The sequence below is a fragment of the Rhizobium sp. EC-SD404 genome (genome assembly GCF_902498825.1).
GTDB lineage: Bacteria > Pseudomonadota > Alphaproteobacteria > Rhizobiales > Rhizobiaceae > Georhizobium.
In genome coordinates this window covers 1,998,335-2,010,723 of record NZ_LR701459.1, presented here as the reverse complement: position 1 = coordinate 2,010,723, position 12,389 = coordinate 1,998,335, and the positions used below count along the sequence as shown (strand labels likewise).

General features: G+C 63.8%; 12 protein-coding genes. 7 read left to right on the top strand and 5 right to left on the bottom strand.

Translation table 11 applies throughout. The features are described from left to right. Positions 1–15 precede the first annotated feature (15 nt). Genes glcF through GC125_RS10385 form a run of 4 tightly spaced genes read right to left on the bottom strand, consistent with a single transcriptional unit; the run spans position 16 to position 4,529 of the window. Complete coding sequence (gene glcF / locus GC125_RS10400; protein WP_151985608.1) at positions 16–1,341, bottom strand: glycolate oxidase subunit GlcF; 1,326 nt, start codon at positions 1,339–1,341, stop codon at positions 16–18. Between the two features lie 11 nt (positions 1,342–1,352). Continuing rightward, positions 1,353–1,751: a DUF4870 family protein gene (locus GC125_RS10395; RefSeq protein ID WP_151985607.1), complete on the bottom strand. Its 399-nt coding sequence runs from the start codon at positions 1,749–1,751 to the stop codon at positions 1,353–1,355. A 28-nt stretch (positions 1,752–1,779) separates the two neighbouring features. Continuing rightward, positions 1,780–3,015, bottom strand: coding sequence for a glycolate oxidase subunit GlcE (gene glcE, locus GC125_RS10390; protein WP_151985606.1), 1,236 nt, complete (start codon positions 3,013–3,015; stop codon positions 1,780–1,782). 23 nt (positions 3,016–3,038) lie between these two features. Then, positions 3,039–4,529 carry an FAD-linked oxidase C-terminal domain-containing protein gene (locus GC125_RS10385; RefSeq protein ID WP_151985605.1) on the bottom strand — a complete coding sequence of 497 codons (1,491 nt, stop codon included), beginning with the start codon at positions 4,527–4,529 and terminating at the stop codon, positions 3,039–3,041. Between the two features lie 197 nt (positions 4,530–4,726). Here GC125_RS10385 and GC125_RS10380 point away from each other — a divergent pair, with 197 nt between their 5' ends. Then, entirely contained in the window at positions 4,727–5,755 is a 1,029-nt protein-coding gene (locus GC125_RS10380) for a LysR family transcriptional regulator (RefSeq protein WP_151985604.1), read from the top strand. A gap of 23 nt (positions 5,756–5,778) precedes the next feature. On the opposite strand, the gene GC125_RS10375 is transcribed toward GC125_RS10380, so the two are convergent. Beyond that, positions 5,779–7,101, bottom strand: coding sequence for a DUF3422 family protein (locus GC125_RS10375; protein WP_151985603.1), 1,323 nt, complete (start codon positions 7,099–7,101; stop codon positions 5,779–5,781). A 169-nt stretch (positions 7,102–7,270) separates the two neighbouring features. Here GC125_RS10375 and GC125_RS10370 point away from each other — a divergent pair, with 169 nt between their 5' ends. Genes GC125_RS10370 through GC125_RS10345 form a run of 6 tightly spaced genes read left to right on the top strand, consistent with a single transcriptional unit; the run spans position 7,271 to position 12,375 of the window. Further along, positions 7,271–8,095 (top strand): FadR/GntR family transcriptional regulator, encoded by an 825-nt coding sequence (locus tag GC125_RS10370; protein ID WP_151985602.1) that lies wholly within the window; start codon positions 7,271–7,273, stop codon positions 8,093–8,095. Further along, positions 8,092–8,871, top strand: a complete 780-nt coding sequence (locus GC125_RS10365) for a (Fe-S)-binding protein (RefSeq protein WP_502706050.1) — start codon at positions 8,092–8,094, stop codon at positions 8,869–8,871. The genes GC125_RS10370 and GC125_RS10365 overlap by 4 nt, the downstream gene beginning before the upstream one ends. A 2-nt stretch (positions 8,872–8,873) precedes the next feature. Then, the gene (locus GC125_RS10360; protein WP_151985601.1) at positions 8,874–10,304 is read left to right on the top strand and encodes a LutB/LldF family L-lactate oxidation iron-sulfur protein; all 1,431 of its coding nucleotides are present in this window, start codon (positions 8,874–8,876) and stop codon (positions 10,302–10,304) included. Continuing rightward, complete coding sequence (locus GC125_RS10355) at positions 10,297–10,989, top strand: LutC/YkgG family protein (RefSeq protein ID WP_151985600.1); 693 nt, start codon at positions 10,297–10,299, stop codon at positions 10,987–10,989. Before GC125_RS10360 ends, GC125_RS10355 begins: the two co-directional genes overlap by 8 nt. A gap of 2 nt (positions 10,990–10,991) precedes the next feature. Beyond that, positions 10,992–11,747, top strand: coding sequence for a metallophosphoesterase family protein (locus GC125_RS10350; RefSeq protein ID WP_151985599.1), 756 nt, complete (start codon positions 10,992–10,994; stop codon positions 11,745–11,747). Position 11,748: 1 nt separating this feature from the next. Further along, complete coding sequence (locus GC125_RS10345; protein ID WP_151985598.1) at positions 11,749–12,375, top strand: hypothetical protein; 627 nt, start codon at positions 11,749–11,751, stop codon at positions 12,373–12,375. Positions 12,376–12,389 lie beyond the last annotated feature (14 nt).

Genomic DNA, 12,389 nt, shown 5'->3' with positions numbered 1-12,389 from the left:
TGAGTTTTCCTGACGTTACTCGGCCGCCTCCAGCGTCCGTGTGGCAGCGAGACCGGCAGGCTTCGGTCCGCCATGGGCCCAGTCCAGCAGTTCGACCGTATGGATGACCGGGATGGCCGTGCCGCTTGCGATCTGGGTGATGCAGCCGATATTGCCGGTCGCCACGACATCCGGCCGCGTCTTTTCGATATTGGCGATCTTGCGCGTTTTCAGTCGGACCGAAATTTCAGGCTGCATGATGTTGTAGGTGCCGGCCGAGCCGCAGCACAGATGGCCTTCGGGCGGATCCTTCACGGTGAAACCCGCAGCCTTCAGAAGATCCTTCGGCTGGCGCGTGATCTTCTGGCCGTGCTGCATGGAACAGGCCGAGTGATACGCCACCGTCAGCGGCTCCGGCGCAGCGACCGCGGGGATCGCAAGCGTCATCAGGTATTCGGTGATGTCCTTGGTCCGTTCGGACACGATTCGCGCCTTCTCCGAATAGTCAGGATCAAGCCGAAGCATGTAGCCGTAATCCTTGATCGTCGTCCCACAGCCGGATGCGGTGATGACGATCGCGTCGAGGCCTCGCTCGATCTCGCGCGTCCAGACATCGACATTGCGCCGTGCCGATTCGAGGGCCGCTTCCTCGCGGCCCATATGATGGACGAGCGCGCCGCAGCAGCCCTCGCCTTCTGGAACAACCACCTCGATGCCGAGGCGCGTCAAAAGCCGGATCGTCGCTTCGTTGATCGAGGGCTTCAGGACCGGCTGGGCGCATCCGGTCAGGATGGCGACGCGGCCGCGGCGGGTGCCGGTGGCCGTGTGGTTGCCGGGCTCGGCGGACTGCGATTTGCCTGGCACCGACGAGGGCGTTAGGCGCAGCATCGCGGCGAAGGGCTTCAGCGGCTTCACCGAATCGAACAGGGGTGCCAATGGCCGGCCGAGGCGTGCAGCATTGAGCGCCAGGCGGAACCGCGCGGGATAGGGCAGGACGGCGGCGAGCACCTGGCGCGTCAGTCGGTTCATCAGAGGCCGCTTGTAGGTTTTCTCGATATGGACGCGGGCATGGTCGACGAGGTGCATATAGTTTACGCCCGACGGGCACGTCGTCATGCAGGCGAGACAGGAGAGGCAGCGATCGATGTGGGTGACGATCTCCTTGTCGGCCGGCCGATCATTCTCCAGCATGTCCTTGATCAGGTAGATGCGGCCACGCGGGCTGTCGAGTTCGTTGCCGAGCGTCACATAGGTCGGGCACGTCGCCGTGCAGAATCCGCAGTGGACGCATTTGCGCAGGATCTTTTCCGACTCGGCGACGCCGGGATCGGCAAGCTGGGCAGCTGAGAAATTGGTTTCCAAAGCAGCGGTTCCTAGAAAAGCCAGCTCTGCGGATTGGGCATCGGCTCTTCGCGCGATGCTTTCTGCAGGCCTGCAATGATGCGGACGATCGCCCAGATCGCGACGAGGATCATCAGGAGGAAGCCGATCGCAACGAGCGCGAGGATCGAACTGATGATGGTGTAGAGAACGCCGATCCAGAAGGTTCGGATCGCCCAAGTGTAGTGGGTCTCTGCCCAGGGCTGCGCCGTGCTGCGGCTCATATAGGCCATGATGAGGCCGACGAATGCCGTCACGCCGACGACCGCGCTGGCCAGGTAGAGGCCGTAGATCAGCATGATGTTGTTCTTGCCGGGCTCGAACCAGCCGCCACCAATGGGGCCGCTGCCGCCGGGTTGCGGTGCCCGTGGGCTCTCTTCATGCGAGCTCATAGACGCGTACCTTTCGACATTTGGGCGCTCACGCGGGCTCGTGCGCCTTCAGCGCGGTCATGCGTCCCGGATTGAGGATGCCGATCGGATCGAACTCAGCCTTGAGACGCGCCGAAAGCGCTGCGAGCGGGCCGGGCTGTGGCTCGAACACATCGACCGAACGGCGCAGTTCCGGCGCGGCCCGCACCAGCGTGGCGTGACCGCCGCCGACGGCGCGGATTGCCTGGCGCAGCCCCACGGCATCGGCGCCCGCCTCCATGCGCAACCAGACGAGCCCGCCCTGCCAATCATAGAAGGCGTCGATGCCGGCCTTGAGCCGCAGCGCGGCAACCAGTGCATGGCCTTCCATCGGCGCGACGGAAACGCGCCAGACCGGGCGCATCGTGCCGTCGGCGAAGGGCTTCACGTCGCGGATTTCCTGCCAGAGCGTACGAGACATCGGCGCATCGAGCCTCTCGGCCGGGCCGAAGGGCGTCATCAGTTGCGCAAGTTTTTCGATGCGATAGTCGACCGAGGGGCCGAAGCCCTCGAGACGCAGGACGGTGGCGGCGCGCGGTAACTGACCGTCGATGAAACGGCCTTTCACGCTTTCCGGCAGATGCGCGGCACTCGCCACCTCGCCGCTCGAACCCATGGCGAGCGACATCGCGGCCGTGGCATCGCTGTCGGTCAGCCCGAACAGCACCAGCGTCGCTTCGGTCTCCGCGCGCGGGAGTACCTTCATGGTCACTTCGGTTAGCACGGCCAGCGTTCCCCAGGAACCTGCAAGGCCCTTGGAGAGATCGTAGCCGGTGACGTTCTTGACGACGCGGCCGCCCGATTTGACAATCTCGCCCCGGCCGGTGACGCAGCGGATGCCGAGAACGTGGTCGCGGGCCGCTCCCGCCTTCAGGCGCCGCGGCCCGGCGAGATTGGCCGACAGCATGCCGCCGATCGTGCCCCTGCCCGGCTCCTCACCGAGAAGCGGCCCATAATCCATCGGCTCGAATTCGAAGCGCTGGTTGTTCTCGGCAAGCACTTTCTCGATTTCGACGAGCGGTGTCCCGGCCCAGGCGGCCAGCACCAGTTCGTCGGGTTCGTAAAGCGTCAATCCATTCAGATCGGCGAGCGACAGCGTTTCCGCGGTCTGCATCGGCCGGCCGATCGCGCGCTTCGACCCATGGCCGACGATCTCGAGCGGCGTCTTTTCCGCCGCGGCCCAGGCGACGGCGTCGCGCACCTGATCTTCGGTCGTGGGACGAAGATGAGAATCGCCGCTTTTCATGTTCAATTGTCCTGCCGCCATGTTCAGAACCGCGGAATGTCTGGGAACGGAAGGGCGCCGGCGCTCACATGCATGCGGCCGAGCTCGGCGCAGCGGCGCAGCTGCGGGAAGACCTTGCCCGGGTTGAGAAGATGCTTTTCGTCGAAGGCGCACTTGACCCGCATCTGCTGGTCGAGGTCGATCTCGTTGAACATCTCCGGCATCAGGTCACGCTTTTCGACGCCGACACCATGCTCCCCGGTCAAAACGCCGCCGACCTTGACGCAGAGCCGCAGGATATCGGCACCGAATGCCTCCGCCGCGGCCAGTTCGCCCGGCTTGTTGGCATCGTAGAGAATGAGCGGATGGAGGTTGCCGTCGCCGGCATGGAAGACATTGGCGACGCGAAGCCCGTGAATTTCCGACAATTCCCGCATGCCGGCCAGAACGCGCGGCAGTTCCTTGCGCGGAATGGTGCCGTCCATGCAGAGATAATCGGGCGAGATGCGGCCGACCGACGGAAACGCGGCCTTGCGCCCCGCCCAGAACGTGGCGCGCTCTTCTTCGCTGCGCGACACCCGAATCGTCGTGGCGCCGTTTTTCAACGCAAGCGCCTCGACCTCGGCGAGCAGAAAGTCGACCTCGGCCTCGGGTCCATCCAGTTCCACGATCAACAGCGCTTCGACATCCAGCGGATAGTTGGCGTGGACGAAGTCCTCGGCGGCGTGGATTGCCGGACGGTCCATCATCTCCATGCCGCCTGGAATGATGCCGGCAGCGATGATGTCGGCCACGCACTGGCCGGCGGTCTCCGACGTCGGGAAACCGATGAGCGCGGCACGCGCCGTTTCCGGCTTCTGCAGGATGCGCACGGTCACCTCGGTGACCACGCCGAGCAGGCCTTCGGAGCCGGTCATCAATGCCAGAAGGTCGTAGCCTTCCGAATCGAGATGCTTGCCGCCCAGCCGGACGATATCGCCATTGATCAGCACGACTTCGAGGCCGAGAACGTTGTTGGTGGTCAGCCCGTATTTCAGGCTGTGCACGCCGCCCGAATTCTCCGCGATATTGCCACCGATGGAGCATGCGATCTGCGATGATGGATCGGGCGCGTAATAGAAGCCCTCGTCCTGGACCGCATGGGTGATGCCGAGATTGGTAACGCCGGGCTGCACGACAACCGCACGGTTGGCAAAATCGATCTCCAAGACGCGGTTGAACCGCGACATGACCAAGAGCACGCCATCAGCGAGCGGCAGCGCACCGCCCGAAAGCGATGTGCCCGAACCGCGCGGCACGACCCGAATGCCGTTCTTGTGGCAGTAGCGCAGCACGCGGCTCACCTGCTCGACGGTCTCCGGCAACACCACGACGAGCGGCATCTGGCGATAGGCCGTCAGCGCATCGGTTTCGAAGGCGCGCATCTCGTTGGTGGCATCGACCACGCCCTCGCCAGGCACGATGTCGCGCAGATCGGCAACGATGCTTTTGCGGCGCGCAAGGACGTCCGCATCCGGCTCCGGCATCTTCAGCATGGGTGGCCTCCCGTTCAGCTTCCCGGCGTCTGGTCTATTTTGTTTACCAGACAATCCGGGCGATCCGCAATCGGACGAAACGGTGCTTTCACGCGAATACTGCGAAGGTCGAAATCCAATCCGTGAGACCCTGCGTAACATTTATGGGGCTCCGAAAAGATCGGAGTGAGTTGGGGGGCGGACACGCCGAGGATGCCATGAACAATCTGGGCGATCTTGAGATATTCGCGCGTGTTGTCGCAGCCGGCAGCATGTCGTCCGCTGGGCGCGAACTCGGCCTTTCCCCCGCCGTGGTTTCGAAGCGTCTGCGCCGCCTTGAAGATCGGCTCGGCACACGCCTTCTTCAGCGCACGACGCGCCAGATTTCGCTGACGGAGGCCGGCCACGGTTTCTACGAGCGCGTCCTTGCCATTCTTGCCGGCATCGAGGAAGCGGAGGCGTTCGTTTCGCGTCGGTCGGCGCTGGCGCGCGGCACCTTGAAGGTCTCCGCGCCCACATCCTTCGGCCGCATGCACATCGCGCCGCACATCAACAGCTTCATGCTGGCCAACCCTGATCTTGCGGTCAATCTGGTGCTTTCGGATGAATTCGTCGACATCGTCGGCGACGGCTACGACGTGGCGATCCGCATCGCGGAACTCTCCGATTCCAGCCTCGTCGCGCGCAAGCTCGCCCCGGTCCAGCGCATACTCTGTGCTTCGCCCGACTATATCGAACGGATGGGCGAGCCCAAAAAGATCGGCGAACTCGATCGCCATGTCTGCATCGCGTCGCACAACAGCGAGCCATGGAAGATTGAGGGTCCAGACGGCGCCCTGATCTATCGGCCGCTTGGACCGCTCGCGACCAATTCGTCCGAGGTCGTGCGCGAATGCGTGATCGGCGGCGTCGGCATCGCGCTCCGGTCGACATGGGATGTCGGACACGAGCTGGCGAATGGACGGCTGGTGCGCGTGCTTCCGGACTGCGAAGGATCGCGCAACGTGGCGATTCACGCCGTCTATGCGAGCCGACGGTTCCTGCCGGCCAAGATCCGCGTCTTCATCGATTTTCTCGCCGCGCTGTTCGGGCCGACGCCTTACTGGGACCTGCCGAAACCACAGGTGGCCGATCTCGCGGCTTTGCGGAAGAATGCCGTGAAGCAGGCGGAGGCGGCATCGGCCGCCAAAGCAACCGAACACGCTGCCTCTACACGCGCCAATGGCAAGGCTACCGCGGCCGAATAGTTGTCAGGCTCTCCCGAGATCGCTCAGATATCGTAGTCGCCGCTGGGCGCCGTGCCCTTGGCGGCAGCGTCTTCGTCTTCGCGACGGTGGTGCTGACGGATTCCGCGCACGATCAGGAAGATGACCAGCACGACGACCGGCACGGACAGACCGGTCACCAAAGCCGGATCGATCGGCAATCCGAGGTCCGACAACGCTTTGGCGAGATAGGAAACCAGCCCCACGACGTAATAGGAGATGGCCGCGACCGAGAGGCCTTCGACCGTCTGCTGCAGACGCAATTGCAGCTTGGCGCGGCGGTTCATCGAATGGAGCAGCGCCGAGTTCTGCTTCTCGAGCTCCACATCGATCCAGCTTCGAAGCAGTTGTGTGGCACGCGCGAGCTTGCGCGACAGATTGACCTGGCGTTCTTCGATCGACCGACAGGTGCGCATGGCAGGCGCGACGCGGCGTTCCAGAAACGCGCCCCAGGTGTCGTAGCCTGGCACCGCCTGCTCGTGCAGCGCCTTGATGCGCTCGAGCACGATACCGTCATAGGCGCGGCTCGCGCCGAAACGGTAGAGTCCGGCTGCGGCATTCGCTTCCAGTTCAGCGGCAAGGCGCGTGATGTCCGTCAGCATCGCATCGGCATCTTCGCGGGCATTCTCGCGCATCTTCTGGGTGATCTCGGTCAGCCGGTCCTCGATGCGCCGGATCTCCGGAGACAGGGTCTGGGCCTGTGGCAGGCCCAGCATCGCGAGGGTTCGATAGGTTTCGATCTCGATCAGGCGCTGGGTCAACGCACCAGCACGCGCCGGCGACAAGCCCTTGTCGAGCACGAGAATCCGCGTCAGCCCATCCTTGTCCTGCCGAAAATCAGTCAGCGCCGCGGCGCGCCCGTCTTCGACCAGCGAATAGCAGAGGCTCGACGGATCGAAGATGCGGATCGCTTGCGCTTCCTCCTCGTCGGTCCATTTGCGGATTTCCAGTCGGACGCCGGAGATGAGGCTGCCGGGCGGATTGAAGCCATCGCCGAACGGATGACCGACAAGGTCGCCGTCGAAGCGATCGGGTACCGGCCCTTCCCAGGCATAAGTGGAGAATTCGGTGTGGCGCTCCCAACGCAACGTGCCCTGCCCCCAGGACAAGGTGTGATGGCGGGCATCTTTCTGCGGTGCGGAAAGGCCGCGGGCTCGAATAAGATCGGCCAGGACCGCATGGTCGACGCTTGCCCCGCCATCGGTCATGAATGCCAGTTGTACGATGACCCGCGGGGACTCAAGAAGCGGCGATGGCCGCGCGTGGATCTCGCCCAGCGCCTTGGCACGCTGCGGTGCGACGGGAAACCCAAAACTGCCCCTGCTCAACTCAACGCCCTCGAAACCACAAACCCACGGCGCACTATCGGCGTGGTCGCGCAATTGGGCAAGGGGTCGGACCAGAACACAACTGGCAAAGATTATTGACCACTGACAGGTCCAGTTGATAGTTTCGGCGATGATCAGGCGCCGACAGAGCGCGGCGGAGCGAAGCCCCATGAGTTCCGACATTTTCCACAGCATCGACCATGCGCGCACGGCGGATGCCGTGGTGCTGCAGATCGAGCGGTTGATCCTGGAAAGCGTGCTACGGCCGGGAGACCGCCTGCCCGGCGAGCGCGATCTTGCCCAACAGCTCGACGTGTCCCGGCCGATCCTGCGTGAGGCGCTGAAAGAGCTGGAGCTTCGCGGTCTCGTCCATTCGCGGCATGGCGGCGGTACGTTCGTTGCCGACATCGTCGGCCAGATATTCGCACCGGCGCTCGTCCAGCTGATCGGCCGGCATCGACGCGCGACCGAGGACTATCTGGAGTATCGCCGCGCCATGGAGGGGATGACGGCGGAGCTTGCGGCGCGGCGGGCAACCGCTGCCGATCGCGCGCAGCTTTGCACACTGGTCGACACGATGCAGGAAGCCCACGGCCGCGCCGATTTCGCCGAGGAAGCGGAACTCGACGTCGAATTGCACGATGCGGTCGGCGAAGCGGCGCACAATATCGTGCTGCTCCACACGCTGCGTTCTTGCTACCGGCTTCTCGCCGACGGCGTCTTCTATAACCGCGCGATGATCTATGGAGTGCCGGGCGCTCGGGACAGCCTGCTCGAACAGCATTGCGCGATTGCCCAAGCGGTGATCGCGGGCGACCCCGACCGCGCCCGCAAGACGGCGCAGGACCATATCGATTTCGTATCCAAAACCATGGAAGAAGCCGAGCGCGTCGACGACTGGGAAAAGATCGCCGCCATGCGCCTTAAACAACGCCGCGCGCCGAAAACGGCCAAGGCACCAGCCATGATTGCCAACAAGGAGGCAGCCGAGTGAGCCTGAACGTCCCCACCACCACGCCGCGGGTGGGCCTTTTCGTCACCTGCCTCGTGGACCTCTTCCGGCCGAGCGTCGGCTTTGCGACGATCAAGCTTTTGGAATCGGCAGGCTGCATGGTGGACGTGCCACGCGCGCAGACCTGCTGCGGCCAGCCTGCCTACAATTCCGGCGACCGCAAGGACACGACCGACATTGCCCGGCAGGTGATCGAAACGTTCGAGGGCTTCGACTATGTGGTCGCGCCTTCCGGTTCCTGTGCGGCGATGCTGAAGAAGCACTATACGGAGCTCTTCGCAGGCGATTCGCGCTGGGAGAAACGCGCGGCCGAGTTCGCCGCGAAGGTTCACGAACTCGTCTCGTTCCTCGCCGATATTCGCGGCATGACGGATGTGCCGGGGTCCTTCGACGGCACCGTCACCTATCACGATTCCTGCTCGGGCCTGCGTGAGCTTGGCGTTCGCAGCCAACCGCGCGCGCTTCTCGGTTCAATCGACGGTTTGGAACTCAAGGAATTGCGCGATGCCGATGTGTGCTGCGGATTCGGCGGTACCTTCTGCGTGAAATATCCCGACATCTCCAACGCCATCGTCACCAAAAAGGCGGCGAATATCGAGGCGAGCGATGCCGATCTGCTGCTTGCCGGCGATCTCGGCTGCCTGATGAACATGGCGGGCAAGCTCAAGCGCCAGGGCGCGAAGACAGAGGTGCGGCACGTGGCGGAAGTGCTGGCTGGTATGACCGACACGCCGCCCATCGCCGGATCGGGACGCTGACCATGCAACTCACCTCGCACGAATTCAAACAGAACTCCGTCAAGGCGCTTGCCGACGTGCAGCTGCAAAAGGCGCTGCGCAATGTGGAGAAGAACTTCATCGAAAAACGGGCAAAGGCGGCCGAGGCGCTGCCCGAATTCGATGCACTGCGCGACAATGCCAAGGCAATCAAGGATCACACGCTCGCCAATCTCGACCTCTATCTCGAGGAGTACGAGAGACGGGTGACCGAATCCGGCGGTCACGTCCATTGGGCGGAAACCGCCGAAGATGCGCGCCGGATCATTCTCGAAATCTGCCGCAAGCGAAACGCCAAGACGGTCACCAAGGGCAAGTCGATGATCTCGGAAGAGATCCACCTCAACGACTACCTGACCGAACACGGCATCGAACCGGTCGAAACCGATCTCGGTGAATACATCATCCAGCTGCGCGGCGAGCATCCGAGCCACATCATCGCGCCGGCCGTTCACCTCAACCGCGATCAGGTCGAAGCCGATTTCCGCCGGGTCCACACCCATCTTGCCCTCGATCGCGACCTGACCGAACCGGTGACGCTGCTCGCCGAAGCCCGCGCGGTGCTGCGCCAACGCTATTTCGAGGCTGATGTCGGCATAACCGGCGCGAATTTCCTCGTCGCGGAAACGGGTTCCTCGGTCATCGTGACCAATGAGGGCAACGGCGACATGACGCAGACGCTCGGGCGCTGCCACGTCGTCGTCGCATCGATCGAGAAGATCGTGCCGACACTCGAGGATACGAGCCAGATCCTGCGGGTGCTCGCACGCTCGGCGACTGGCCAGGAAATGTCGGTCTACACGACCTTCTCCACCGGCCCGAAGCGCGCCGAGGATCCCGATGGTCCGGAGGAATACCACGTCGTGCTGCTCGACAACGGCCGCACGGCGATGCTTGGCACAGAATACCAGGAGATGCTGCGCTGCATCCGCTGCGGCGCCTGCATGAACCATTGCCCGGTCTATCACGCCGTCGGCGGCCATGCTTACGGCTCGGTCTATCCGGGGCCGATGGGCGCGGTGCTGACGCCGTCGCTCAACGGCATCGACAAGGCAGGTCATCTGCCGAACGCCTCGACTTTCTGCGGCAGGTGCGAATCCGTCTGTCCGATGCGCATTCCGCTGCCGAAGATGATGCGACACTGGCGCGAGGACGAGTTCGAGCGGCAATTGTCGCCGAAGGGCGCGCGCTACGGGCTTGGGCTCTGGGCCTTCTTCGCCAAGCGGCCGGCGCTCTATCGGGCCGCCGTGTCGATCGCGATGCCGATCATCGCCAGGCTCGGCGGCGACCGCCACCGATTGAAAAGCCTGCCCCTCGCATCGGGCTGGACGACCCATCGGGACCTGCCGGCGCCGGAAGGCAAGACGTTCCAGCAGCAATATGCTGCACGTGCAAAGGCTGAACACCATGGCTGATCGAGCAAACGCACGCGCCGGAATCCTCGACCGGATCCGCGCCGTCAACGGCCGAGCGCTGGCGGATGCAGAACGCCGGCATGCAGTCTCGGAGCGTCTCGCCAACGCGCCTCTCGGCGTCGTTCCGCAACGCGGGCAATTGCCGAAGGAAGCACGGCAGGCGCTCTTCATCGACAAGGCGGAAGGCGTTCAGGCAACCGTGGAAAGGGTGAGCAGCTATGCCGCACTGCCCGAATGCGTCAGCCGATATCTGCGCGAACGCAATCTGCCTGCCGCCATTCGCATCGGCAACGATGCACGTCTGCGGAGCGCGGATTGGCAGGCAGCTGCATCCTTGAGCGTGGTTGACGGTGCGAGCGACGGCCTGGACATGGCAGGCCTTAGCCACGCGATCGCCGGTGTGGCAGAAACCGGGACCGTTGTGCTGACGGCCGGCGCCGACAATCCGACCACGATCAACTTCCTTCCCGAATATCATCTCGTCGTCATCAATGGCGCCGATATAGAGGGCGACATGGAAGCGGTGTGGCGGCGGGTGCGTCAGATGTTCGGCAAGGGCAAAATGAGCCGCGTCGTCAACTTCGTGACGGGACCTTCGCGCTCGGCGGACATCGAGCAGACCCTTCTGCTCGGCGCGCATGGTCCGCGCGCGCTCCACATCATCGTGGTCGACGAAGGCAGCTGAGCATGGCGGTCGATCTCGCCGCGGCCCGCGCGCCCGAGGGCCTCAGGATCTATGCCATCGGCGACGTTCACGGCTACGCCGATCTTCTGCGCGCCATGCACAGGCGCATCGACGAAGATCTGCGGTTTCGGCCGGCGAAAGACTGGCGTATCGTGCATGTCGGCGACTATGTCGACCGAGGCCCGGATTCCAAAGGGGTGCTCGATTTCCTGATCGGTCGCATGGCGCAGGATGCGCGGATTATCGCGCTTCGCGGCAACCACGATCAGGGGATGCTGGACTTTCTGGACGCACCGGACGCGTCGAGCATGTTCGCAACCAATGGCGGGCCGGAAACGATCCGGTCCTACGGCGTGTCGCTGTCGACCGCGAGCGACGCGGCATTTCGCGAAAGCGCCCGGCGCTTCGTGCAGTCCCTGCCCTCGATGCATCGCCGCTTCCTCGAGCAGCGACCCTACTCCGTCTCCTTAGGCGACTTCTTCTTCTGTCACGCGGGCATCAAGCCGACCGTGCCGCTGGAAGCGCAGACACCCGACAATCTCATGTGGATCCGACGCGAATTCCTCGCTTACGAGGGGCTGCATCCGAAAGTCATCGTCCACGGCCATACGCCGCAAGAAGAAGCGGACCTGCGACCGAACCGGATCAACATCGATACGGGCGTCTATGTGCGCGAGAAACTGACCGCTCTGATCCTCGAGGGCGACGCAAAGAGCGTCTACACGGTGCATCGCGCGAAGGACCAGCCGGGAGGCTGACATGCCGCTCCAGAACCGGGTCGATCCGTTCGGATCGATCCATGCTCATCCCGCGCGGGGTCTTTTCATGGGCAATCGCGGCGGCCGGATCCACGATCCCGCGACGCGCACGCTGACGAAGCGTCGCTTTGCGTCGAGAGCCTGGATCATCTGTCTTTGCGACTTCAAGGGTCGAAGGCGGATTGTCATGGGCGAGAGTTACACAGAGCTCTTCTTTCTCGACGAAGCGACCGCGCTGGCTTCCGGCCATCGACCCTGCTTCGAATGCCAGCGCGCCCGCGCCATCGAGTTCTCCCGCTGCTTTGCCGCGGGCAACGGGCTGGCGGCGATGAAAGCGCCGGAGATCGACGCCCTCCTTCACAGTGAGCGGCTCGACGCAAATGTGCGTCGTCGCTTGCCGATGCGGGATCTGCACTGTTTGCCGGACGGCAGTTTCCTCGACGTGTCGGGACGCGCGTGTCTGGTTCTCGGAGGTAAGCTCCTTGGGTGGTCGTTCGATGGATACCACGATGATCCAGCCCCGCGTGCAAGCGATGGCGTGATCTTGACGCCGCCGTCGACGCTTCGAGCGCTTGAGGCCGGCTACCGACCGGTGATCCACCCTTCGGGTCTGTCGCACGGCACTTGAGTTCGCAGCGCGCC